This is a genomic window from Streptomyces sp. NPDC007875 (assembly GCF_042868035.1).
GTDB classification, from domain to species: Bacteria; Actinomycetota; Actinomycetes; order Streptomycetales; family Streptomycetaceae; genus Streptomyces; species Streptomyces antimycoticus.
Window position 1 is genome coordinate 1 of the sequence record NZ_JBIADZ010000001.1, and the last position, 23595, is coordinate 23595.

15 protein-coding genes are annotated in these 23595 nt (G+C 71.1%); 3 read left to right on the forward strand and 12 right to left on the reverse strand.

What is annotated here, in order from left to right; translation table 11 throughout:
• The 4 genes from ACFYOY_RS00005 to ACFYOY_RS00020 form a co-directional block, all read right to left on the reverse strand.
• Positions 1 to 165: flavodoxin-dependent (E)-4-hydroxy-3-methylbut-2-enyl-diphosphate synthase (locus tag ACFYOY_RS00005; RefSeq protein ID WP_351881043.1), on the reverse strand; the 165-nt coding region annotated here is incomplete at its 3' end.
• 141 nt (positions 166 to 306) lie between these two features.
• Positions 307 to 1608: a site-2 protease family protein gene (locus ACFYOY_RS00010; RefSeq protein WP_351880956.1), complete on the reverse strand. Its 1302-nt coding sequence runs from the start codon at positions 1606 to 1608 to the stop codon at positions 307 to 309.
• Positions 1605 to 2867, reverse strand: coding sequence for a 1-deoxy-D-xylulose-5-phosphate reductoisomerase (gene dxr, locus ACFYOY_RS00015; RefSeq protein WP_388583782.1), 1263 nt, complete (start codon positions 2865 to 2867; stop codon positions 1605 to 1607). The genes ACFYOY_RS00010 and dxr overlap by 4 nt, the downstream gene beginning before the upstream one ends.
• A gap of 132 nt (positions 2868 to 2999) precedes the next feature.
• Positions 3000 to 4934: an acyl-CoA dehydrogenase family protein gene (locus ACFYOY_RS00020; protein WP_388583785.1), complete on the reverse strand. Its 1935-nt coding sequence runs from the start codon at positions 4932 to 4934 to the stop codon at positions 3000 to 3002.
• Between the two features lie 325 nt (positions 4935 to 5259).
• On the opposite strand from ACFYOY_RS00020, the gene ACFYOY_RS00025 reads away from it, so the two are divergent.
• Entirely contained in the window at positions 5260 to 6276 is a 1017-nt protein-coding gene (locus tag ACFYOY_RS00025; protein ID WP_351881040.1) for a LacI family DNA-binding transcriptional regulator, read from the forward strand.
• A 58-nt stretch (positions 6277 to 6334) separates the two neighbouring features.
• Here ACFYOY_RS00025 and ACFYOY_RS00030 read toward each other — a convergent pair whose 3' ends face one another.
• The 5 genes from ACFYOY_RS00030 to ACFYOY_RS00050 are packed head-to-tail and all read right to left on the reverse strand — an operon-like array spanning position 6335 to position 12761.
• Positions 6335 to 7036, reverse strand: a complete 702-nt coding sequence (locus ACFYOY_RS00030; protein ID WP_351880947.1) for a hypothetical protein — start codon at positions 7034 to 7036, stop codon at positions 6335 to 6337.
• Positions 7006 to 9066 (reverse strand): beta-galactosidase, encoded by a 2061-nt coding sequence (locus ACFYOY_RS00035; protein ID WP_351880944.1) that lies wholly within the window; start codon positions 9064 to 9066, stop codon positions 7006 to 7008. Before ACFYOY_RS00035 ends, ACFYOY_RS00030 begins: the two co-directional genes overlap by 31 nt.
• Before the next feature lie 43 nt (positions 9067 to 9109).
• Positions 9110 to 10072: a carbohydrate ABC transporter permease gene (locus ACFYOY_RS00040; protein ID WP_351880941.1), complete on the reverse strand. Its 963-nt coding sequence runs from the start codon at positions 10070 to 10072 to the stop codon at positions 9110 to 9112.
• Positions 10069 to 11079, reverse strand: coding sequence for an ABC transporter permease subunit (locus ACFYOY_RS00045; RefSeq protein ID WP_351880938.1), 1011 nt, complete (start codon positions 11077 to 11079; stop codon positions 10069 to 10071). The genes ACFYOY_RS00040 and ACFYOY_RS00045 overlap by 4 nt, the downstream gene beginning before the upstream one ends.
• Positions 11079 to 12761, reverse strand: a complete 1683-nt coding sequence (locus ACFYOY_RS00050; protein WP_351880935.1) for an extracellular solute-binding protein — start codon at positions 12759 to 12761, stop codon at positions 11079 to 11081. Before ACFYOY_RS00050 ends, ACFYOY_RS00045 begins: the two co-directional genes overlap by 1 nt.
• Before the next feature lie 290 nt (positions 12762 to 13051).
• Here ACFYOY_RS00050 and ACFYOY_RS00055 point away from each other — a divergent pair, with 290 nt between their 5' ends.
• Positions 13052 to 16003 (forward strand): glycoside hydrolase family 3 C-terminal domain-containing protein, encoded by a 2952-nt coding sequence (locus tag ACFYOY_RS00055; RefSeq protein ID WP_388583790.1) that lies wholly within the window; start codon positions 13052 to 13054, stop codon positions 16001 to 16003.
• A gap of 80 nt (positions 16004 to 16083) precedes the next feature.
• On the opposite strand, the gene ACFYOY_RS00060 is transcribed toward ACFYOY_RS00055, so the two are convergent.
• From ACFYOY_RS00060 to ACFYOY_RS00070, 3 genes are all read right to left on the reverse strand, one after another.
• Positions 16084 to 17544, reverse strand: a complete 1461-nt coding sequence (locus ACFYOY_RS00060; RefSeq protein WP_351880929.1) for an aldehyde dehydrogenase family protein — start codon at positions 17542 to 17544, stop codon at positions 16084 to 16086.
• 202 nt (positions 17545 to 17746) lie between these two features.
• On the reverse strand, positions 17747 to 19513 hold the full coding sequence (locus ACFYOY_RS00065; protein WP_351880926.1) for a PucR family transcriptional regulator: 1767 nt from the start codon (positions 19511 to 19513) through the stop codon (positions 17747 to 17749).
• A gap of 219 nt (positions 19514 to 19732) precedes the next feature.
• A complete protein-coding gene (locus tag ACFYOY_RS00070; RefSeq protein WP_388583792.1) occupies positions 19733 to 21931 on the reverse strand; it encodes an ATP-binding protein in 2199 nt (732 codons plus the stop codon).
• A gap of 269 nt (positions 21932 to 22200) precedes the next feature.
• On the opposite strand from ACFYOY_RS00070, the gene gabT reads away from it, so the two are divergent.
• A complete protein-coding gene (gabT, locus tag ACFYOY_RS00075; protein WP_351880920.1) occupies positions 22201 to 23550 on the forward strand; it encodes a 4-aminobutyrate--2-oxoglutarate transaminase in 1350 nt (449 codons plus the stop codon).
• Positions 23551 to 23595: the final 45 nt, after the last annotated feature.

Here is a 23595-nt window from a genome sequence, read left to right on the forward strand (position 1 = left end):
CTGCAGCGTCGCCCCGATGTCCGCCGTCACCGTCGTCGTCATCGACTGCACCGAGATCGGAGCGTCGCCGCCCACGGCCACCGGACCGACCTGGATCTTCCGGCTGACCCTGCGCTCGGCGAGCTTGGCCGGTACGGACGGCATTCCTAGCGAAATCGCAGTCATCTGGTTCGTAACCCCAAGAAGGTGTGTGCGTGGCCGGAGATCAGCAGACTCCGGTCTCCGAGATTACGGCAACGGTGATGGCGTCAGCACACCGTGCTCCTGAAGTCCGCCCAAAGGTGAACTTCAGGACATCTCGCGTCATCAAGAGATTTTCACGGGGTTCACGACGTCCGCCACCAGGACGAGGAGGGTGAAGCAGATGAAGACTCCGGCGATCACATAGGCGACCGGCATCATCTTCGCCACATCGAACGGCCCGGGGTCGGGCCGCCGGACCAGCCGGGCGGCGTGGCGCCGGATGGACTCCCACAGCGCGCCCGCGATGTGGCCGCCGTCCAGCGGCAGCAGCGGGAGCATGTTGAACAGGAACAGCGAGAGGTTGAACCCGGCGACCAGGAAGAGCATGGTCGCGATCCGCTGGGAGGGCGGGATGTCGAGGCTGGCGACCTCGCCGCCGACCCGGGCCGCGCCCACGACGCCCATCGGGGAGTCCGCCTTGCGCTCGCCGTCCCCGAAGGCCGCGTTCCACAGGTCCGGGACCTTGGAGGGCAGCGCGATCATGGAGTCGATGCCGTCGTGGACCATGTCGCCCATGCGGTCCACGGACTGCCCGAAGGACTGCTGGACCACGCCGCTGGCCGGGGTGAAGCCGAGGAAGCCGGCGGTGACGTACTCGCCCTCGACATAGCCGCCGTTCCCGTCGGACTTGGCGACCTGGTTCTCTATGAGGTTGGCGTGCAGGGTCTTGCGGACGCCGTCCCGCTCGATGGTGATCGTGGCGGGGCCGGTGGTCTCGCGGATGTCCTTCTGGAGCGCGCCCCAGTCCGGGGTGCGGTGCCCGTTGAAGGCGATGATCTTGTCCCGCGGCTGCAGACCGGCGGCCTTGGCCGGGGAGTCCTTGGCGCTCTTGGGGCACTTGTCGGTGGCGGACGACGCCGCGACCACGCACTGGGAGACCGTGCCCACGCTGGTGGTCTGGGTGTTGACGCCGAAGCTCATCATCACCCCGAGGAAGATCACCACCGCGAGGACCAGGTTCATAAAGGGCCCGGCGAACATGACGATCACGCGCTTCCACGGCTTGCGCGTGTAGAAGAGGCGCTTCTCGTCGCCGGGCTGCAGTTCCTCGAAGGCGGCCGACCGGGCGTCCTCGATCATGCCGCGCCAGGGGGAGGTGGAGCGGGCGGTGAGCTTGCCGTCGTCGCCCGGGGGGAACATCCCGATCATGCGGATGTAGCCGCCGAACGGGACCGCCTTGATGCCGTACTCGGTGTCTCCCTTCTTGCGGGAGAAGATCGTCGGTCCGAAGCCGACCATGTACTGCGGGACCCGGATGCCGAAGAGCTTGGCCGTGGAGAGATGGCCGAGCTCATGCCAGGCGATCGAGATCAGCAGGCCGACGGCGAACACCACTATGCCGAGGACCGTCATCAGTGTCGTCATGCGCGAGCCTCCGGGGTCGCCTTCGCCGCTCTGGCGGCCAGTTCCGTTGCGCGGGCGCGGGCCCATGTCTCAGCCTCGAGGACGTCCGCGACGGTGAGCCGGGTTCCCACGGCGGGGGTGCCGTGCTCGGCCACCACCTCGGCGACCGTATCGACGATTCCGTTGAAAGGCAGCTTTCCGTCAAGGAACGCGTCCACGCACTCCTCGTTCGCCGCGTTGAAGACGGCCGGGGCGGTGCCGCCGAGGCCGCCGACATGCCGGGCGAGGCCGACGGAGGGGAACGCCTCGGTGTCGAGGGGAAAGAACTCCCAGGTGTGGGCCTTGGTCCAGTCACAGCCGGGCGCGGCGTCCGGCACCCGCTCGGGCCAGCCGAGGCCGAGCGCGATAGGCATCCGCATATCCGGCGGGCTCGCCTGGGCGAGCGTCGAGCCATCGGTGAATTCAACCATCGAGTGGATATACGACTGAGGGTGGACCACCACCTCAATCCGCTCGAAGGGAATGTCGTACAGCAGATGGGCCTCGATGACCTCGAGGCCCTTGTTGACGAGGGTCGCGGAGTTGATCGTGACCACCGGGCCCATGTCCCAGGTGGGGTGGGCCAGCGCCTGCTCCGGGGTGACCGAGGCCAGCTCCCGCTTCGTCCGGCCGCGGAACGGGCCGCCGGAGGCGGTGACGACCAGCTTGCGGACCTCCTCGCGGGCGCCGCCGAGCAGCGCCTGGAAGAGCGCGGAGTGCTCGGAGTCGACGGGGACGATCTGGCCGGGCTTGGCGACGGCCTTGACCAGGGGGCCGCCGACGATGAGCGATTCCTTGTTGGCCAGTGCCAGCACCCGGCCCGCCTCCAGGGCGGCCAGGGTCGGCGCCAGCCCGATGGAGCCGGTGATGCCGTTGAGCACCGTGTGGCACTGGGAGCGGGCGAGCTCGGTGGCCGCGTCGGGCCCCGCCAGGATCTCGGGGAGCGGCTCACCGGCTCCGTAGAGCGCGCCCAGCGCCTCACGCACCTCCGGCACCGCCTCCGGACGGGCGACCGCCACCCTGTCCACCCGCAGCCGGTGGGCCTGCTCGGCGAGGAGCCCGGCCCGTCCCCCGGCGGCGGACAGGCCGGTCACGCGGAAGCGGTCGGGGTTGCGCACCACCACGTCGATGGCCTGGGTGCCGATCGAACCGGTGGAGCCCAGGATCACGATGTCGCGCACGCTCTCCGCGGCGGTGGCCGCCGGAAAGCGCAGATGCGGGTCAGCCAGGGATTCCGTCATCCCCCCATTGTGGCGGCAAGGGGTGGCGGCCCGGGGACACGCCCCGGGTTACCGCGATCACGGGCTCCGGCGGCTCCTGAAGTGACTCCTCCGTCCTCTTCAGTGATTCCTCGGTGACTCCTCGGCCACTCCTCAGTGGATGGGGCGGTGGACGTTCTGTGCGGCGGTCGGGCCGGGGGTGGCGTCGGCGATCCAGGGGCCGTCGCCGCTGGGGTCGATAACGCCCTGCTCGAGCCACTCGTACGCGCCGGAGAGCACCCCGGAGACCACCTTGCGGTCGAACTCGTCGGTGTTGGTCCACAGCCGCCCGAAGAGCTCGTCGGCGCGGATTCTGGCCTGCCGGCAGAACACGTCGGCCAGCTGGTAGGCCGCGACGCCGTGGTCACCACGGGAGCGCAGCATCTCGGCCCGTACACAGGCCGCGCTCATCGCGAACAGCTCCGCGCCGATGTCGACGATCCGGGCGAGGAAGCCCTGTTTGGTCTCCATCCGGCCCTGCCAGCGGGACATGGCATAGAACGTCGAGCGGGCCAGCTTGCGCGCCGAGCGCTCCACATAGCGCAGATGCGGTGACAGGTCCGGATGCCCGACGGGGTGGAACTCCGGGTAGGCGCGGGGCAGTTGGCCGGGGCCGGTGAGCAGGCCGGGCAGCCAGCGGGCGTAGAAGCCGCCGGCCTTGGCGGCCGCCTTGCCCTTGTCCTGCAGGGACTTGTCGGGGTCGATGAGATCGCCCGCCACCGAGAGATGGGCGTCCACGGCCTCGCGGGCGATGAGGAGATGCATGATCTCGGTCGAGCCCTCGAAGATCCGGTTGATGCGCAGATCGCGGAGCATCTGCTCGGCGGGGACGGCCCGCTCCCCGCGGGCGGCCAGCGAGGCCGCGGTCTCATAGCCCCGGCCGCCGCGGATCTGGACCAGTTCGTCGGCCACCAGCCAGGCCATCTCGCTGCCGTAGAGCTTGGCGAGCGCCGCCTCGATACGGATGTCGTTGCGGTCCTCGTCGGCCATCTGGGAGGCGAGGTCGATGACGGCCTCCAGGGCGAAGGTGGTCGCCGCGATGAAGGAGATCTTGGCGCCGACGGCCTCGTGCTTGGCGATGGGCTTGCCCCACTGCTCACGGGCGGCGGACCATTCGCGAGCGATCTTCAGGCACCACTTGCCGGCGCCCGCGCACATCGCGGGCAGCGACAGCCGTCCGGTGTTGAGCGTGGTCAGCGCGATCTTGAGGCCGGTGCCCTCGGGTCCGATTCGGTTCGCCGCCGGGACGCGGACCTGGTGGAAGCGGGTGACGCCGTTCTCCAGGCCACGCAGCCCCATGAAAGCGTTGCGCTTCTCGACGGTGACGCCTTCGGAGGCGGTCTCGACGACGAAGGCGGTGATGCCGCCCTTACGGCCTTCGGAGCGCGGCACCCGGGCCATCACCACCAGAAGGTCGGCGACCACGCCGTTGGTGGTCCACAGCTTCACGCCGTCGAGGAGGTAGTCGTCGCCGTCGGGCACGGCGGTGGTGGCGAGGCGGGCCGGGTCGGAGCCCACGTCCGGCTCGGTGAGCAGGAAGGCCGAGATGTCGGTGCGGGCGCAGCGCGGCAGGAAGCGGTCCTTCTGCTCCTGGGTGCCGAAGAGCTTCAGCGGCTGCGGTACGCCGATGGACTGATGGGCGGAGAGCAGGGCGCCGATCGCCGGGCTGGCGGAGCCGGCCAGGGCGAGGGCCTTGTTGTAGTAGACCTGGGTGAGGCCGAGGCCGCCGTACTTGGTGTCGATCTTCATGCCGAGCGCGCCGAGCTCCTTGAGCCCCTGGATGGTCTCGTCGGGGATCTGGGCCTCGCGCTCGATACGGGCGGCGTCGACCCGTGTCTCGCAGAACTCGCGGAGCTTGGCGAGGAAGGCCTCGCCACGGCGCACATCGTCCGGGGCGGGGGCGGGGTGCGGATGGATCAGGTCGAGTCGGAAGCGGCCGAGGAAGAGCTCCTTGGCGAAGCTGGGCTTGTGCCATACCTGTTCGCGTGCGGCCTCGGCGACCTGGCGCGCTTCACGCTCGGACACCGGCCTGACGGAGGATGCGGTCATCGGTGCTCCCTTGCCGCGAAGGACGATCTCGTGACATTACCGGCACGTACCGCTGCCAGTGTGCCTCCGGTCCCACCGGTCGGCAAAGCGGGAGGACGCCGCAATCGGGAGTAATCGGGAGGGCGGAGCGGGATTGCCTCACCCGCGGGTCCCACGGGGTGCACGAGAAGTGTCGAAGCGCTTCGATGGCTCTGGACAGCTCTGCACTACAGGTCTACTGTCAATCCGCATGGCCAGCAGGAAGAGGCTAGGCCATGGCATCGAAGCGCTTCACTGACTCGTGTCGCAATCCCCTCGCACCCCTCATCGGATGGAGTCGCCCCGCATGGTCACCCTCGCCGAGGTCGCCCGCCACGCCGGAGTCTCCGCCAGCACGGTGAGCTATGTCCTCAGCGGCAAGCGGTCGATCTCCGCCCCCACGCGCGAGCGCGTCGAGCACAGCATCAAGGAGCTGGGCTACCACCCGAACGCCGGGGCCCGCGCCCTGGCCAGCAGCCGCTCCAACATCCTCGCGCTCATGGTGCCACTGCGGACGGACATGTACGTGCCGGTCATGATGGAGATCGCCATCGCGGTCGCCACCACCGCCCGCTCCCACGGCTATGACGTGCTGCTGCTCACCGGCGAGGAGGGCCCGGCGGCGGTGCGCCGGGTGACCGGCAGCGGGCTCGCCGACGCCATGATCGTGATGGATGTGGAGCTGGAGGACGAGCGGCTGCCGCTGCTGCACGCGGCCCGCCAGCCCACCGTGCTGATCGGACTGCCCGCCGACACCGTCGGCCTGACCTGCGTCGATCTGGACTTCACCGCCACCGGTGCGCTGTGCGCCGAGCATCTGGCGGAGCTCGGCCACCGGGAGATCGCCGTCGTGGGCGAGGCCGCGGCCGTCTATGAGCGCCACACCGGCTTCGCCGAGCGGACCCTGGGGGGGCTGCGGCGCCGCGCCGGTGAGCTGGGGGTGCGGCTGCTGCACCGCCCGTGCGAGGGCAGCTACGAATCCATGGACGGCACCCTCTCCCGGATCTTCGACGAGCGGCCCGGCACCACCGGCTTCGTGGTGCAGAACGAGGCGGCTATCGAACCGCTGCTCAGCCTGTTGCGCCGGCAGGGGCGCGCGGTCCCCGAGGACGTCTCGGTGGTCGCCGTCTGCCCCGAGCAGGTGGCCACCCAGGCGTCGGTGCGGCTCACCTCGGTGGCCATCCCCGCACAGGAGATGGGGCGGCGCGCCGTGGAGCTGGCGGTGGCGAAGCTGGAGGGGCAGCCCCTCGAGGAGCAGGTGACGCTACTCGCCCCGGAGCTGACCGTACGGGCCAGCTCGGGCCCGGCGCCCGGCGCCTCCTGACCCGCGTACCCGGAGGCGTACCGCCGCCGCGCGGGAGGGCGGCGGCGGCACGGGGGCGTCAGCTCGCGCTCACACCGAAGCTGTTGGTCCGGAAGTCCAGACCGCCGGCCGAGGAGGTGATCTCGTACCCGAACTGGACGTCGCCGATGGTCACATCGCCGAACCAACCCTTGGTGTTCTTGATCCAGTTCACGATGGGCTTGATGTCCACGGAGCCGGAGGTGGAGTTCGAGGTGCGGATGAAGGAGAAGACCTCGTTGGCCCCGTTGCTGCCCTTGTAGACGCTCCAGGTGTGGCCGCCGAGGGAGACATTGCCCTGGGCGGTGCCGAGCGGGCCGACCGGGCCGGTCTTGTTGACCCAGAGCATGATCTCGTAGTCGTAGTTGGTGTCCCAGATGTCGTACGAGGTGTTGTACGCGCCCGCGGACGGCACGGTGACGTTGTAGGTGCTGGTCAGGCTGGAGATGGCGCTGATCTTCTTGCCGACGACCTTCTTGGCGTTGGGGTAGGACTTGATGCCGCCGGTGTTCGGGTGGTTGGCCCACACTCCCCAGTCGCCGAAGGAGTTGGCCCAGATGGTCTGGGCTCCGGCGCCCGAGCCCCAGATGTTGTTGTAGAGGGTGTAGCCGCCGTTGGACCAGGTGCCCCACTGGTCCGAGGAGGACCAGGTGGCGGCCTGGGCGGGGGCGGCGGCGAAACCGATCAGCGCGAGTAACGCGATCAGCGGGGTCAGGAAGAGCGTTCGGGCGGTTCGTCGCACGGGGGTTGTCCCTTCGAATGGGGGGTCGGACGGGGGGATTCGGGCGGGGCCAGGACCATGACCGCGAAGCGGTCGAGCCGGACGCCGGTGTGGTGCGCGCGTCCGGTGAGCAGATCCGTCCGCGGGGACGGCAGGGGGACGACCGCCGGGGTGCGGCCGTGGTTGAGGAGGAAGAGGTACGGGCCGCGCTCCACCGCCTCGACGCCCTCGGGGAGACCGGGCAGCACCGGTGCCAGCCCCGCCTCCTCGGCGGCGCGGGCGAGCAGGGCGCGCAGGGCGGCGGGTTCGGGGAGCGTGGAGACGTACCAGGCGGTCCCGGCGCCGTAGGCGTGGCGGGTCACGGCGGGGCGGCCGTCGAGCTCACCGCCCTTGACGCGGGCGACCGGTTCGGCGGTGGACGGCTCCAGGTCCTCCGACCAGCCGGTGCCGTGGAACGGGCCGAGCCAGGCGCCCCCGGCGTCGAGCGTCTCGCCCTCGTCCAGCGGCCACCACTCGTGGACCGTACGAATCCCGAGGAGTTCACGGAGCCGCCGGTCCACCCCGCCGGGGCGCACCCGGTCGTCCTCGTCGGCGACGCCCGTGAAGAAGCCGCAGACGAGGGTGCCGCCGCCGCGCACATACGCCGCGAGGTTGTCCAGCGCCTCGTCGGTCAGCAGATACAGCTGGGGGACGGCGACGAGGACGTAGTCGGTGAGGTCGGCATGCGGATGGGCGAAGTCGGTGGTGAGGTTCCGCTCCCACAGGGCCCGGTGCCAGGCGCGCAGCAGCCCTTCATAAGGGACCTGGGAGGAGGGGCGGCCGTCCTGGACGGTGGCCCACCAGGAGTGCCAGTCGTGCAGGATGGCGGCCCGTGCGGGGACGTCCGAGCCGGTGACCGGGGCCAGTTCGCGCAGCTCGGCGCCGAGCCCACGCACCCGCGCGAAGGTGCGGCTGTGCTCACCGGCGTGCGGGACCATCCCGGAGTGGAACTTCTCGCTGCCCTGCCGGGACTGCCGCCACTGGAAGAAGCAGATCCCGTCGGCGCCGCGCGCGACGGCCTGCAGGGACCACAGCCGCATCAGCCCGTCCGGCTTGGGGTGGTTGACGCCGCGCCAGTTGACCGGGCCCGCGGCCTGCTCCATGAGGATCCAGGGGCCGCCCGCCTGGGAGCGGGTCAGGTCCTGGACCATCGCCCCGTACGCCGCCGCGTGCGGGTCCTTGGGGTCGGGGTAGAGGTCGACGGAGACCACGTCCTCCTCCGCCGCCCAGGCCCAGCCGTCCTGCCCGATGAACAGCGGCATGAAGTTGGTGGTCACGGGGATGCGCGGGGTGCGTGCGGCCAGCGCGTCGCGTTCGGCGGTGAAGCACTCCAGCAGGGCATCGCTGGTGAAGCGGCGGAAGTCCAGCCCCTGACCGGGGTTGATCATGTACTGGGCGCGGCGCGGCGGGATGATCTCCTCCCAGGAGTCATAGCGCTGGCTCCAGAAGGCCGTCCCCCACGCCTCGTTGAGGGCGTCCAGGCCGCCGTACCGCGCGCGCAGCCAGCGGCGGAAGTGCCGGGCGGTCTCATCGCACCAGCAATGGGTGCCGTACTCGTTGCCGACATGCCACATCCGCAGGGCCGGATGGCCGCCGTAGCGGTCCGCCAGGTCCTCGGTGATGCGCAGGGCGTAGTCGCGGTAGACGGGGGACGAGGCGCAGAACTGGTTCCGTGAGCCGTACCAGACGACCGAGCCGGTCTCGTCGCGCGGCAGGGTCTCGGGGTGGCGGGAGCCCATCCAGGGCGGCGGGGAGGCGGTCGGGGTGGCCAGGCACACCTCGATCCCGCCGTCGTGGAGCAGGTCCATGACCCGGTCCAGCCAGCCGAAGTCCCGTGCGCTGGGGCGGGGTTCGAGCCGGGCCCAGGAGAAGACGCCGAGGGTGACGGTGGTGACGCCCGCCCGGCGCATCAGCCGGATGTCGTCGTGCCAGAGGCTCTCGGGCCACTGTTCGGGGTTGTAGTCGCCGCCGTAGAGGATGCGGCCGCGGGTGGCGTCGTTCAGGTCGGGCATACCGGCTCCCGTCTCGGGTCGGCTGGGAACGGGGCAACCGGCGTCAGCCCTTGACGGCGCCGGTGAGCATGCCCTTGGTGAAGTGCTTCTGGACGAAGGGGTAGAGCACCGCGACGGGGATCAGCGCGAGCACCATGACGGCCATCTGTACGGCCAGTCCGGGGATCTGCTGGGTGGAGATCATCTGGGACATGCCCTGCGGCGCCTGCTGCTTGATCACCAGCTGGCGCAGGATCATCTGCAGCGGCCATTTGTCCTGGTCGTTGAGGTAGAGCATGGCGTTGAACCACTGGCTCCAGTAGCCCACCGCGTAGAAGAGCGAGACCACCGCGATCACGGCCTTCGACAGCGGCAGCACGATGCGCAGCAGGATTCGCCACTCCCCCGCGCCGTCGATCCGAGCGCTGTCGATCAGCTCCGGCGCGATGTTCTGGAAGAACGCCCGCAGCACCAGGACGTTGAAGACCGAGACGGCCCCGGGCAGGATCATCGACCAGTAGCTGCCCTCCAGACCGACGCCGGTGACCAGCAGATACGTGGGGATGAGACCGGCGTTGAAGAACATGGTGATCAGCAGCACCATCAGAATCGGCCGGTGCAGGAAGGACCCCGAGCGGGACAGTCCGTAGGCGCACAGCACCGAGACCACGGTGCTGATCACGGTGCCCACGGCGGTGAGCGCGAGGCTGACGAGGGTCGCGCGAGTGACCGTGCCGCCGCTCAGCAGCTCGGTGTAGGCCCGGAAGGTGATCGTCTTGGGGACGATCACCAGTCCCCCGGCGTCGGTGATGGTCTTCTGGTCGGAGAGGCTGGTGACGATCACCACCCACAGCGGGCCGAGGATCACCAGACACACCCCGGTCAGGGTGGCCCCCTTGAGCCCCTGGCCGACCTTGCCGGGCTCCTCCTCCCACACCGGGCGCTTCTCGCTGCCACGCCGCCGCGGGGGCGGGGCGGTGGGTGTGAGCGGGGTGTGCGCGGCCGGGGTCCGCTCGGTCACGGTCATTTCCGGTAAACCCCCTGCTCGCCGAGCATATGGGCGACTTTGTTGGCGATCAGCACCAGCACCAGGCTGAAGACGCCCTTGATCAGCCCGCCGGCGGCGGCGATCCCGTAGTCGGTGTTGGCGATGCCGACCCACCACACATAGGTGTCGAAGACCTCCGAGGCGCCGGGCCCCACCGCGTCGCGCTGGAGCAGGATCTGCTCGAAGCCGACGGTCAGCGAGTCGCCGACGCGCAGCACCAGCAGCAGGGCGACCACGGGGCGCAGCGCGGGCAGCGTGACGTGCCACATCCGGCGCCGGCGGTTCGCGCCGTCCACCGCCGCCGCCTCGTAGAGGTCCTGATTGACGGCGGAGAGGGCGGCGAGGAAGACGATCACGCCCCAGCCCGCGTCCTTCCACACCAGCTGGGCGGTGATCAGGAACTTGAAGACCGCCGGGTCGGTCATCAGGTCGAAGCCCTCGTGCCCATGGGCGCGCAGCTGCTGGGCGAGCAGCCCGGCGCCGCCGAGCATCTGCTGGAAGATCGTGATGACCAGCACCCAGGAGAAGAAGTGCGGCAGGTACAGGATCGACTGCACCAGGCCGCGGACCCTGTCGCTGAGCACGCTGTTGAGCAGCAGAGCCAGCGCGATGGGCACCGGGAAGAACAGCACCAGCTGGATGAAGGTGATGGAGAGGGTGTTGGCGAAGGCGTCCCAGAAGCGGCTGTCCTCGAAGAGGAGGGTGAAGTTGTCGAAGCCCACCCAGGGGCTGGTCCACAGCCCCTGGGTGAACGGGTCGTAGTCCTTGAAGGCGACGGTGGTCCAGATCAGCGGGATGTAGGTGAACAGCAGCAGCAGACCGACGGCGGGCGCGGTCATCAGCAGCAGGGCGCGGTCCCGGCGCAGCCGGTGCCACCATCCGCCGCGGCCGGCTGGGGTGCCACGGGACTTGGCGCGGCCGGGGCCCTTGCTCGGGCTGCCTGTGTTCTGGCGGCTCGTGGCCCGGCCCTGGATGTCCAGCGTCATCAGGCGCCGCTGCCGTTCTTGTCGAGGAGCTTCCCGTACCAGTCGCGGAGCCGGTCGCCGCCACCGCCGCGCCAGTCGCTGATGGCCTGCTGGGCGTCCTTGATGGACTTACGGCCGCGGGTGACGTCCTTGGCGAGGTCCTCGAAGGGCGTGTAGAGCGAGGCGTAGCGGTTGGGTTCCTGGATCTGCATCCCGTAGAAGAGCGGCTTCCTGGCGAACTTGCCCATTCGCTGCATCCAGCCGCAGTAGTCCTCGACCATCTGCGGAAAGTCCGGATAGGCGACGCTCGCCTGCGGGGAGGCGATGAAGCGGTAGGTGTCCTGGACGTCCCGGACGCCCGTGGCGTTCTTGACCGGCACCCCCTTCTTCATGTCGTGGTGCACGCCTTCGACGCCGTAGTCGATGAGGCGCTGTTCCTTGGTACCGAAGGGCGCGGCGATGAAGTTCGCGAGGGCGAGGATTTCCCCGATCTCGTCCTTGGAGAGGTTCTTGTTGAGGAAGGACCAGATCTGGGCGGGCGGGTCCAGATAGATGACCGGGTCGCCGCCGTCGGGGCCGAACCAGTCCATTCCCTGGATCTTGAATTCGGGGTTCGGCCCGGCCTGTTCGAAGGTGGCGCCGTACCACTTGGCTTCGCCGTCGTTGTAGAGGAGCGTCTGGCCGGAGGTGAAGCGGGTCAGCGCGTCATTGCCCTTGCCCGCGACCGCGTCGGGGTGGACATAGCCCTTGGCGAAGAGCTTGCGGCACCATTCCAGGGCCTCGAGATAGTTCTCGGTCTCGACCTTGTGGACCAGCTTGCCGTCCTTCTCGACCCAGTAATACGGCTTCTCGCCCGGGCAGCCGAAGAACCGCTGCGCCGACCACCACATGTCGTCGCAGGCCCATACCTTGCTCCTGGGCCGGGTGATCTCCTTGGCCAGATCGAGGAATTCCGCCGGGCTCTTCGGGACCTGGTAGCCCTCCTTGGCGAAGATGTCCTCGCGGTAGTACGGAATGACGCCGGCGAGCGGGCGGGAGGGCATCGGCAGCCCGCGGAGCTTGCCCCCGAAGACGGACATCTGCCAGGCGGCGGTGGGAATGGCGGCGAGGTTCGGATATTTCTTGACCTTGTCGCCGGAGAGATACGGGCCCAGGTCGGCGAATTTGGCGCTGACCGCGCCATGGATCCGCCCGCCCATCTCCCACAGCGGGATCATCACGATATCGGCGATATCGCCGGAGGCGAGGACGGCACCGAGCTTCTCGCCGTAGGTGTTGCCGTCCTGCGGCTGAAGTCTGACCTTGGCGCCGAGCGCGTCGTCGACCGCCCTGTAGTAGGCGTTGTTCTTGGGCGGCGGGGTGCCCCACAGCGGTTCGAACATGGTGTAGCTGCCGCCGTGGCCGGGCTTGCCCTTCACGGAGGCGACCAGTGCGGCGGCGGGCGGAGCCTTGGTGTAGCCGGGGCTGGAGCCGTTGACGCTGGGGATGTCCGGGTCCGCCACCGTCGAGGCCACATAGGTCGGCAGCAGGTTCTTCAGCTCCTTGCCGGAGGTGGTGCCGCCCTTGCCGGAGCCCTCCTCGGTGGAGCACCCGGACAGCAGCGGCGCCCCTCCCGCGACGGCCGCCGCGGCAACCGCCGTAGAGGCCAGGAAGGTTCTCCGGCTGGGAGCGGAAGTGGAGGCCGAAGCCTGGGAGTTCGACATGTGCGTCAACCCTTCGTGGCGTGCCCGCCGTACGACCGATGGTCGAAGCGCTTCGATATTGCGCTGAGGTTAAGTCGGGGGGTGAGGTCGCGCAAGAGTGGTGTCGAAATGAGCCGTTGGGCGTCTGGCGATCGAGGATCTGAGCAATCGACGTGAGGCGTGCGGGTGTTGCCCCGTTGAGCCTTGACAGGGTCGGCATGACGCATCCAGCATCGAAGCGCTTCGAATTGACCATGCATCACCTGTACGCCACGTCTGAGACGAACTGGGTAAGGGGATCGGTATCCGTGATGAGTGATGACGGTGGTCTGATCACGCGTCTGCCGTTTCGCGATGCGCGGCTGCCGGTGCGTACACGCGTGGCGGATCTGCTGGCCCGGCTCACGCTCGATGAGCGGATCGCGATGCTGCACCAGTTCGCGCCCGGAGTGGAGCGGCTCGGCCTCGCGCCCTTCCGTACCGGGCAGGAGGCGCTGCACGGTGTCGCCTGGATGGGTCCGGCGACCGTCTTTCCCCAGGCCGTCGGGCTCGGCGCGACCTGGAACCCGCAGCTGGTGCGGCGCGTCGGCGAGGCGGTCGGCCGCGAGGCGCGGGCCATGCGCGCACGCGATCCGCGAGTGGGCCTCAATGTGTGGTCGCCAACGGTGAATCTGCTGCGCGATCCGCGCTGGGGCCGCAATGAGGAGGGGTACGCCGAGGATCCGTGTCTCACCTCGGTCCTGGGCACGGCCTACACCCGCGGGCTGCGCGGCGACCACCCGGAGCGCTGGCGCACCGCGCCCGTCCTCAAGCACTGGCTGGCGCACAACAACGAGACCGACCGGGACACCACCTCCTCCTCGGTGCGGCCGCGGGTGCTGCACGAATACGATCTGGCGGCCTTCCGCGGGGCGGTGCGGGCGGGCGCGGTGGCCGGGGTGATGCCCGCGTACAACCTGGTCAACGGGCGGCCCAACCACGTCTCCCCGTATCTGCGCGAGCAGCTGCGCACCTGGACCGACCAGGAGCTGGTGGTCTGCTCCGACGCGGGCGCGCCGTCCAATCTGGTCGACTCCGAGCACTACTTCGACACCTATGAGGAGGCCATCGCCGCGGCTCTGCTGGCGGGGGTGGACAGCTTCACCGACCACGACCAGGACGCGTCGACGACGATCGCGCGGGTGCGGGGCGCCTTGGAGCGCGGGCTGATCGACGCGTCCACGGTGGACACGGCGGTGCGGCGGCTGCTGACGATGCGGTGCGCGCTGGGCGAGTTCGCCGAGCCCGAGGAGCCCGACCAGCCCGGCGGGTCGGCAGACGGAACCGACGGCGCCTTCGACACTCCCGCCCATCGCGCGCTCGCCCTGGAGGCCGCCGAACAGGCCGTCGTCCTGCTGGCCAACGACGGTCTGCTGCCGCTCTCCGAGAGCGCCGTCCGCACCCTCGCGGTCGTCGGTCCGCTCGCGGACGAGTGCAAGCTGGACTGGTACAGCGGCAGCCTGATCCGGCGCAGTTCGCCACGCGAGGCGCTGGCCGAGCGGCTCGGCGCGGACCGGGTGGTGTTCGCGGACGGCCTGGACACCGTACGGCTGCGCACCGCGGCCGGTTGGGTTCGGGTACCGGACGCGGCGGCGGAGGGCGGGGGTCCGGCGGAGGAGGGGCAGGCGGACGAAGGGCCCACGGACGAGGGCTCGGCAGACGAAGGCTCGCTCAACCCTGCCCATACGGCGGGCCGTACCGACCTGCCCCCGCTGACCGTCGGCGACACCCCCACCGAGCTGTCCCTGGCCGACTGGGGCGGCGGTGTGCTGACCCTGCGCGCACCCTCCGGCCGCTATCTGACCGTGGCCGACGACGGCTTCGTGCGCGCGGCGGCCGAGCGGCCCGGGGGCTGGGTGGTCCAGGAGACGTTCACGCTCGAAGCACACCGCGACGGACACCTCCTCAGACACATGGGGACGGGCGGCTACGTCTGTGTCGCCGCGGGCGGGCTGAAGGTTGCCGAGCGTGACAGCGGCGCGGAGGGGACCGTCTTCCGGCTGGAGGTCGTCGAGCGCGGCGAGGACGCGGTGGCCCGCGCCGCCGCGCGGGCGGACGCCGTGGTGGTCGTGGCGGGCAACGATCCGCATATCGGCGGCCGGGAGACCGAGGACCGCACCACCCTCGCCCTGCCCGCCCAGCAGGAGCGGCTGTGGCGCGCGGCCCACGCCGCCAACCCGCGGACCGCGCTGGTGCTGACGTCCAGCTATCCCTACGCGGTCGGGGAGGCGGCCGATGCGCTGCCCGCGCTGCTGTGGACGGCGCACGGCGGCCAGGCGGCGGGCACGGCGCTGGCCCGGGTGCTGTTCGGGGACGTCTCACCGGCGGGGCGGCTGCCGCAGACCTGGTACGCCTCCCACGATGATCTGCCGGACCTGCTCGACTACGACATCATCACCTCGCGCGCCACCTACCTGTACTTCGACGGCGCCCCGCTCTTCCCCTTCGGGCACGGCCTGTCGTACACCGACTTCGGCTACGGCGAGCTGTCGGTGCGGCGGGAGGCGGGCCTCACCGTGGAGTGCGAGGTCACCAACTCCGGTCCGTACGACGGCGACGAGGTCGTGCAGATCTACGCGAGCGCGCCGGGGTCGCGGGTGCCGCTGCCGCACCGCCGGCTGATCGCCCACCGCCGGGTGCGGCTGCGCCGGGGCGAGCGGGTGCGGCTGTTCTTCACCGTGCCGGTCGAGGACGCGCTGGGCTTCTGGGATGTGGCGCACGGCCGCTGGACCGTCGCCCCGGGTACGTACGAGATCCACGCGGGCGCGTCCAGCGCGGATCTCCGCGCCACCGCCACCGTCACCGTCGAGGGCCCGCCGCCCGCGCCGCGCCCGGTGCTGCGGCGCGGTCTGGAGGCCGCGGACTACGACGCGGCGGACGGGATCGTGCTGGTGGACCGCACCAAGGTCCGCGGGGACGCGGTGGCCTGCCGTGATGACGCGGTCGGCCGACTGCTCTTCCGCGCCTGCGACTTCGGCGCGGGCGCCACGTCGATGACCGTCGAGACGGCGCGCGATGCGGCCGCGGCGGAGGATGACGCGACGGTCGAGGTGCATCTCACCGACGGCACCACCCTGGCCACCGTCGCCGTGCCACCCACCGGCGGCCGCTACGCGTACACCACGGTCCGCGCCGCCCTGGCCACGCCGCCGACCGGCGTCCAGGATCTGCACATCACGCTGCGCGGGGGTCTGAGACTGGCTCGCCTCGGCTTCTCCGGTTGAGGGTTTGAGGGTCCGGAGCGGCCGAGGCGAGCCTTCCCCCGGCGCCGGCCCCGCGGTGGGGCGGGGCCGGGCGGGGTGGATCAGAGGTCGAGGCCGGTGAGGACCATGACCCGCTCGTAGGTGTAGTCCTCCATCGCGTACCGCACGCCCTCGCGGCCGACGCCGGACTTCTTGGCGCCGCCGTACGGCATCTGGTCGGCGCGGTACGAGGGCACATCGCCGATGATCACGCCGCCGACCTCCAGGGCTCGGTGGGCGCGGAAGGCGGTGCGCACCTCGCGGGTGAAGACGCCCGCCTGGAGGCCGTACTTGGAGTCGTTGACGGCCGCGAACGCCTCGTCCTCGTCCGTCACCTTGTGCAGGGTGAGTACCGGCCCGAAGATCTCCTCGCAGGAGAGGGTGACGTCCGCGGGGACGTCCGCGAGCACGGTCGGGGCGTAGTTCGAGCCCTCGCGCTTGCCGCCGGTCAGCAGCTTCGCACCGGCCCGTACGGCCTCGTCGACCCAGGACTCGACGCGCTTGGCGGCGTCCTCGCTGATCAGCGGGCCGACATCGGTGGCGTCATCGGTCGGGTCGCCGGTGACCTGCCCCTCGACGGCCGCGACGATCTTCGGCACGAGCTCCTCGTAGACGGACGCGTCCGCGATCACCCGCTGCACGGAGATGCAGGACTGCCCGCCCTGGTAGTTGGAGAAGGTGCCGATGCGGGTGGCCGCCCAGTCGAGGTCGGCGTCGGAGGCGTAGTCCGACAGGACGACCGCGGCGCCGTTGCCGCCGAGCTCCAGAGTGCAGTGCTTGAGCGGCACCGACTCCTTGATCGTGTAGCCGACCTTCTCCGAACCGGTGAAGGAGATGACCGGCAGCCGCTCGTCCTGGACCAGCGCGGGCATCCGGTCGTTGGGCACCGTAAGGACGCTCCAGGAGCCCACCGGGAGCTCGGTCTCGGCCAGCAGCTCGCCGAGGATCAGCGCGGACAGCGGGGTCGCGGGCGCCGGCTTGAGGATGATCGGCGTGCCGACCGCGATGGCCGGGGCGACCTTGTGGGCGCTGAGGTTCAGCGGGAAGTTGAACGGCGAGATGCCGAGCACGGTGCCGCGCGGGAAGCGGCGGGTCAGCGCGAGCCGCCCGGTGCCACCGGCGTCGGTGTCCAGCCGCTGGGCCTCCCCGCTGTTGAACCGGCGGGCCTCCTCGGCCGCGAACCGGAAGACGGACACGGCGCGGCCCACCTCGCCGCGCGCCCACTTGATCGGCTTGCCGTTCTCGTCCGAGATCAGCCGGGCGATCTCCTCACTGCGCTCGGCGAGGCGGCGCGAGACATGGTCCAGTGCGGCGGCCCGGACATGCGCGGGGGTCGCGGCGAACTCCTCGCGCACCGCGTCGGCCGCGGCGACGGCCTCCTCGATCTGCGCATCGGTGGGAACGCTCACCACGCCGACGCGGCGGCCGTCCCAAGGCGAGGTGACCTCGAGCGTGCTCTCGCCCGTCGCCTTGCGGCCGGCGAGCCAGAACGCATGGGTGACAGCTTCGTTTGTGTCTGGCACAGCGGATCCCGACCCTTCTGAAGTGGTGTCTCTCCTCCCAACCGTAGGCGCGTCCGGCCCGCTGGGCGTTTGTCCGGGGCGTAGCAGTCGGGGCGGTCGGCGCTCCGCTATGGCGTGCCCGATTCGGGAGAGATCGGGAGGAGGAAGACCGGAACGAGGGGACCGAAGCGAACGCGGTCGGCTCGTGGCGTAGGTGAGCGCCTCAGGCCGAGGTGCCGGCGGCCGTGGCCTTGAGGGCGAGCCACAGCTCCATGCGGACGTCCGGGTCGTCCAGGGAGCGGCCCAGGATCTCCTCGACGCGGCGCATCCGGTAGCGCAGGGTGTGCCGGTGGACGCCGAGGTCGGCGGCGGCCGCGTCCCACTGGCCGTGCCGGGAGAGCCAGGCGCGCAGCGAGGCGACCAGATCGCCCCGGCCCGTGGCGTCGTGCTCGTGCAGGGCGCGCAGCATGCCGTCGGCGAACGCCCTTACGGCGTCGTCGGCGAGCAGGGGCAGCACCGAACCCGCGGCGACCTGCTCATGCTCGACCAGCATCCGGCCACGGCGGCGCGCCACCGACAGCGCCTGCTCGGCCTGGCGGTAGGCGGCCGCGGCGGCGATGGGGCCCGCGGGGGCGGACAGCCCGATGACCAGCTCGTCGCCGTGGGGCGCGGCTGCGGCCGTACGGTCGCGGGGGCGGGCCTTGGTGCCGCGGCGACTCTCGACGGCCCGGGCGTGCTCGGCGCATGCCGCGACCGCCGCGCCGCCGTCGGGGGCCAGCACGATGAGCCGCTCACCGTCGGGCACGACCAGCACCGACTCACCGATACGGGCCGCGGCCGCCTCCATGGTGTCGGTGAGCGTGGCGAGGGGGTCGGCCGCCTCGGCTTCGCCCGCGGCCGTACCCGTGGTCGTGGTGGCGGCGGCTTCCGTGAAGGGCTCCGCAGGGGCCTCGTCCGCGCCGGACGTCGCCGCGTGGGGCTGCTGGGCCGCGCCGCCGGACGGCACCTCGGCGACCAGCATCCGGAACGGCGCGTCGAGCAGCCCGCCGTACAGCCGCCCGGCCACCGCCCGCGCATGGTCGGGCTCGCCCGCGAGCAGCATCCGCAGCACGGCGGCGCCGAGCCGCTGCTCGGCCTCCCGCAGGGCGCGGGAACGCTCGGTGGTCAGGGTCAGCAGCGCGACCGCGGAGTGCACGGCATAGCGCTCGGCGGTGCCCAGCGGCGCGCCTGTGCCGACGGCGAGCACGCCGCGGGTGGTACGGCGCCCGGTGCCCAGGGACTGGAGCTCCACCCGGTCGGCCACTGCCGTGTCCTCGGCCGGTTCCGCGCCCGTGGCCCCGGCCTCGCCGCCCCCGCCGACCACGATGCTCGCGGGGCCGGGGCGGGAGCGCAGCCGCTCGACGTCGGCGGTGAGCCGGGCGGCGCGGCGGGCCGCCCAGTCGGGGGCGGCCGCGACCACGGAGCCGGAGACGTCGTAGAGCGCGGCCCAGCCGTCGACATGAGCGGCGAGCCGGGCGAGCAGGGCGGTGGGGCCCTCGGCGCCGATGGCGGCGCGGGTCAGCTCGCGCTGCGCCTCGAATCCGGCGGTCACGGCCCGGTACTGGTCGGCGGCTATCGCCGCGGAGACGGCCTTGCTGATCGCGATGAAGGGGGTGGGGCGGGGCACGCCGATCAGCGGCAGCCCCTCCTCCTTGGCCGCCGCGGCGAGCGCGGCCGGCACCTCGGCGTACTTGACGCCGAGCGCGAAGCCGAGCCCGACCACGCCCGCGCCCACCAGCCGCCGCACATAGCGGCTCATCTCCTCCGGGTCCTCGGCCTCGATCTGCATCGCGGTGATCAGGAGCAGCTCGCCGCCCTCCATATAGGGCACGGGGTCGGCGAGCTCGCTGACATGTGCCCAGCGCACCGGCGTCTCCAGCCGGTCCTCACCCGCGATTACGGACAGCTTGAGACCGGGGTGGCGGACGAGTGAGGCGAGCGTGGGAGGCATGGCACCTTCGATGCGAATGCGACGACTTCACCGCCCCGTATGAACGGCTACTGCCGATTCTGCCTCAATGGAGGAATACGTGGAATTGACGACCTGATTTGGCCACCGGTCTGGCCGTGACGCTGCGGTCGCCCCGTCACGTGAACGGGCGATGGGCCGTTCGTGGATTGGCCCAGGAACGGTTCGCGACCGCAGCAGAACACCCGGGACGGCGTCCGGTCACCCGCGAAGATCCACCAGCACCGGCGGCCCGCCCTCGCCCCTTACGGAGGTCACCGACAGCACCGCATGCCCGGCGGGAACCGCGTGGGCCAGCTCGGACGCGGACCAGCGCTCGCGCTCCACCGTCCGTACGGTCACCGACTGCGTCGTCACCGCCTTACCGGTGACGACCTTACGGATGAAGTGCAGCACCTTGGTGAGCGGTTCCTCGGCGATGATCTGCCGGTCGGTGACGTCCCGCGTCTCGACCCACTCCGTCCCCCACACCTCCGCGAACCGCGCCCCGTCCCAGGTCGTCACCCCGGCGCAGGCCATCCGGCAGCCGACCGCGCCGAGCAGGGCGCTGCGCAGCGCCTCGGGGACGTCGTCGAGGGTGCGGAGGGTGAGCACGGCGCCCGCGTGGGCGGAGCGGAGCCGCTGGATACCGCGCAGGGCCTCCGGGGTGATGGTGTGCGAGGCGTCGTCGAGGACCAGACAGGCGAACAGCGAACGGTCGGCGCGGCCCACGGCGCACTCGGTGAACTGTGCAAGGACCAGCCGCGCGAGCATCCGCGACGCCTCCGCATGGCCGCGCTCGGGCAGATCGATACGGACCCGGAGGGGGTGTTCGAGGGCGCGGAGGGAGAACGGGCGGCGGTCGCCGGTGGTGTCGAAGAAATCGGCGAACGCGGGCCGGTCCAGCAGCGCGATCCGGTCCGCGAGCAGCGTGCCCACGTCCCCGGGCGCACCCGACTGCCGGACCCGCGCCTCCAGCTCACGGGCCTGCGCCCGCTCCCCGGACTCCTCCAGCGCCTCGCGCAGCGCGTTGACGGCCGTCTTGGAGCCGTCCAGCAGCTCCCGCAGATCCGGGACGGACGGGAAGCGGCCGTGGGCGGCGCGGTAGGGGCCGAGCAGCTGGGCCAGTGCGGTGGCGGCGCGCCGGCTGTCGCCGCCGGGCAGCGAGGCGGCCATGTCACCGATCAGGGCCTCGGCGAGGATGCCCGCGGCCTCGTCGGGGTCGGTGGTGCCGCCGTAGAGGTCGAAGTCGTAGCCGGAGTCGGGCCGGCCGATCTTCACGACGACGTCGAACGCCTCATCCGCCCCGAGCCCGGCCCCCGCCGCCCCGACCGCCACGACGGCGACCTGCCCGGCGAGCGCCTGCAGACACAGCGACTCCACGACGGGTCGCACCATCCGCCCCGTCTTCCCCGAACCGGGCGGCCCGACGGCCAGCAGCGAGGTGGCGAGCACATCGGGCTCGAGGGCGAGCCCGACGCCGCGGTGCTGGTACGGGTTGCGGGGGTCGTCGGAGGCGGTGCCGAGCCGGACCTGACGCGCGAGGAGATCATGCCGCGCCGTCCTGGCGGGCAGGTCCCGCGCCCCGGACGGGTGGCCGTACGAGGCGGCGCCGTGGCGCAGCACGGTGTCGGTGAACGAGGCGAGGGAATTCCTCCCGGCCCGCACGGACTGCCAGGCCCGCTCGATCCGGGCATGGTCGACGTCATTCATCGCCCCCGCCCGTGCGTCCGCCGCCAACCGATCAGCCGCACTGTGCGCCCCGGCGGCCCGCAAGTGCGGCCACTCCAGCGGATCCCCCTCCGGCCGCCCCGCGACGGCCGCCTCAGGGGCGGGCTCATCCCAAGCCCGCCGGAAGAGGGGTGCGACATAGCGGCGCCAGACTTCGGACCAGTGGCCGACGCGGCCGAAGATGGCGGCGAGTACCCCTGCGAAGATGACCTGGTAGATACGCCAAGCCCAGACGAAGGCCATCTTGTCGGCACCCTCGACCCAGGACTCCGGGGTCAGCAGGTACAGCGGCCAGAGGTAGAAGCTGCCGAAGTACTCGTAATAGATCAGTGACCAGACCAGCCAGCCGCACAAGGCCGAGATCAGGGCCCCACTGAGCAGCCGCCGCCCCGGGATGCGATCCGGGTCCTCCGGCGCCTTGGGCTTGTGCTCGTACGTCCACACCCCCGGTGCCGCCTCGCACCGCGGAGCGCGCAGCCAGGCGACGAAGGACGGGCGGGCCGCGGGCCCGGGGGCCGGGGGCGCGCCGGGAGCCTGGGCGGGTACCGGGGCCGCACCCGGGGCCGCCGGGGGCGCGGTCGGCGGCACCGGCGGCGGGGCCGTGGGGAAGGAGGGCGGGGATTGCGGGGGCGGGGGTGGGAGCGGGTTGTGGCGTGTGCTGCGTGGGTCGAACGTGCCCTCGGTGTCCATGTGCTGCCCCTTGCCCCCTGACCGGCTGTTCCTCGGCTTTCGCGCCATCGCTCAATCTAGTGTTCCCGCGCGGGGAGTTCAGCGACCCGGGCGGTGCCGTCTCACTCGCGGGGCCCCTAAAGCGGTCACCGGATCCGTAAGGCGGTCGTCGGGCTATGGCCGTCGCGGACAAGGCAACACGCGCACTGCTCCCGAACGGAACATGCCTCATCCGCCGCCGCGCCCCTAGCCTGCGACTAAAACCGCTGTTCTTTCCCCTGGAGCCCCTCATGACCGAACTGTCCGGAGGCCCGTCCCTCCCCCAGGAGCGTCGCGTCGTCACCGCCATTCCCGGCCCGAAGTCGCAGGAGCTGCTCGCCCGTAAGAACGCGGCGGTCGCCGGCGGGGTGGGGAGTGTGCTGCCGGTCTTCACCGTGCGCGCGGGCGGCGGTGTGATCGAGGACGTGGACGGCAACTCGCTGATCGACTTCGGTTCCGGTATCGCCGTGACCTCCGTCGGCTCCTCCGCGGAGGCCGTCGTGCGCCGGGCGTCCGCGCAGCTGGCGGACTTCACGCACACCTGTTTCATGGTCACGCCGTACGAGGGCTATGTGGAGGTCTGCGAGGAGCTGGCCCGGCTCACGCCCGGGGACCACGCCAAGAAGTCGGCGCTGTTCAACTCGGGCGCCGAGGCGGTGGAGAACGCGGTGAAGATCGCCCGTTCGTACACCAAGCGCCAGGCGGTCGTCGTCTTCGACCACGGCTACCACGGCCGGACCAACCTCACCATGGCGCTCACCGCCAAGAACATGCCGTACAAGCACGGCTTCGGCCCGTTCGCGCCCGAGGTCTACCGCGTTCCGCTCGCCTACCCCTACCGCTGGCTGACCGGCCCGGAGAACTGCGCCGAGGAGGCCGCGGCCCAGGCCATCGACATGATCAGCAAGCAGATCGGGGCGGAGAACGTCGCCGCGATCATCATCGAGCCGGTCCTCGGCGAGGGCGGCTTCATCGAGCCCGCCAAGGGCTTCCTGCCCCGGATCGCGGAGTTCGCCCAGGCCAACGGCATCGTCTTCGTCGCGGACGAGATCCAGTCCGGCTTCTGCCGCACCGGCCAGTGGTTCGCCTGTGAGGACGAGGGCATCGTCCCGGACCTGATCACCACCGCCAAGGGCATCGCGGGCGGTCTGCCGCTCGCCGCCGTCACCGGCCGCGCGGAGATCATGGACGCGGCGCACTCCGGCGGTCTCGGCGGCACCTACGGCGGAAACCCGGTGGCGTGCGCGGCGGCGCTCGGCGCGATCGAGACGATGCGCGAGCTGGACCTCAACGCCAAGGCCCAGCGCATCGAGGAGGTCATGAAGGGCCGCCTCGCCGCGATGCAGGAGAAGTACGACATCATCGGCGACCTCCGCGGCCGCGGCGCCATGATCGCCATCGAACTGGTGAAGTCCGGCACCAAGGACCCCAACCCCGAGGCCACGGCCGCCGTCGCCAAGGCGTGCCACTCGGCCGGGCTGCTGGTGCTGACCTGCGGAACCTACGGCAATGTGCTGCGCTTCCTGCCGCCGCTGGTGATCGGCGAGGACCTTCTGAACGAGGGTCTCGACGTCCTCGAGAGCGCCTTCGCCGAGCTGTGACTGTGGGTGATCGATGGGTGGCGTGAAGAAGATGTGCGGGGCCGA

Excerpts from the sequence above, each read along its gene's own strand:
- ACFYOY_RS00010 (WP_351880956.1), bottom strand. The coding sequence starts at position 1,608 with ATGACGACACTGATGACGGTCCTCGGCATAGTGGTGTTCGCCGTCGGC.
- dxr (WP_388583782.1), bottom strand. The coding sequence starts at position 2,867 with ATGACGGAATCCCTGGCTGACCCGCATCTGCGCTTTCCGGCGGCCACC.
- ACFYOY_RS00020 (WP_388583785.1), bottom strand. The coding sequence starts at position 4,934 with ATGACCGCATCCTCCGTCAGGCCGGTGTCCGAGCGTGAAGCGCGCCAG.
- ACFYOY_RS00025 (WP_351881040.1), top strand. The coding sequence starts at position 5,260 with ATGGTCACCCTCGCCGAGGTCGCCCGCCACGCCGGAGTCTCCGCCAGC.
- ACFYOY_RS00035 (WP_351880944.1), bottom strand. The coding sequence starts at position 9,066 with ATGCCCGACCTGAACGACGCCACCCGCGGCCGCATCCTCTACGGCGGC.
- ACFYOY_RS00040 (WP_351880941.1), bottom strand. The coding sequence starts at position 10,072 with ATGACCGTGACCGAGCGGACCCCGGCCGCGCACACCCCGCTCACACCC.
- ACFYOY_RS00045 (WP_351880938.1), bottom strand. The coding sequence starts at position 11,079 with ATGACGCTGGACATCCAGGGCCGGGCCACGAGCCGCCAGAACACAGGC.
- ACFYOY_RS00050 (WP_351880935.1), bottom strand. The coding sequence starts at position 12,761 with ATGTCGAACTCCCAGGCTTCGGCCTCCACTTCCGCTCCCAGCCGGAGA.
- ACFYOY_RS00055 (WP_388583790.1), top strand. The coding sequence starts at position 13,052 with ATGAGTGATGACGGTGGTCTGATCACGCGTCTGCCGTTTCGCGATGCG.
- ACFYOY_RS00065 (WP_351880926.1), bottom strand. The coding sequence starts at position 19,513 with ATGCCTCCCACGCTCGCCTCACTCGTCCGCCACCCCGGTCTCAAGCTG.
- ACFYOY_RS00070 (WP_388583792.1), bottom strand. The coding sequence starts at position 21,931 with ATGGACACCGAGGGCACGTTCGACCCACGCAGCACACGCCACAACCCG.
- gabT (WP_351880920.1), top strand. The coding sequence starts at position 22,201 with ATGACCGAACTGTCCGGAGGCCCGTCCCTCCCCCAGGAGCGTCGCGTC.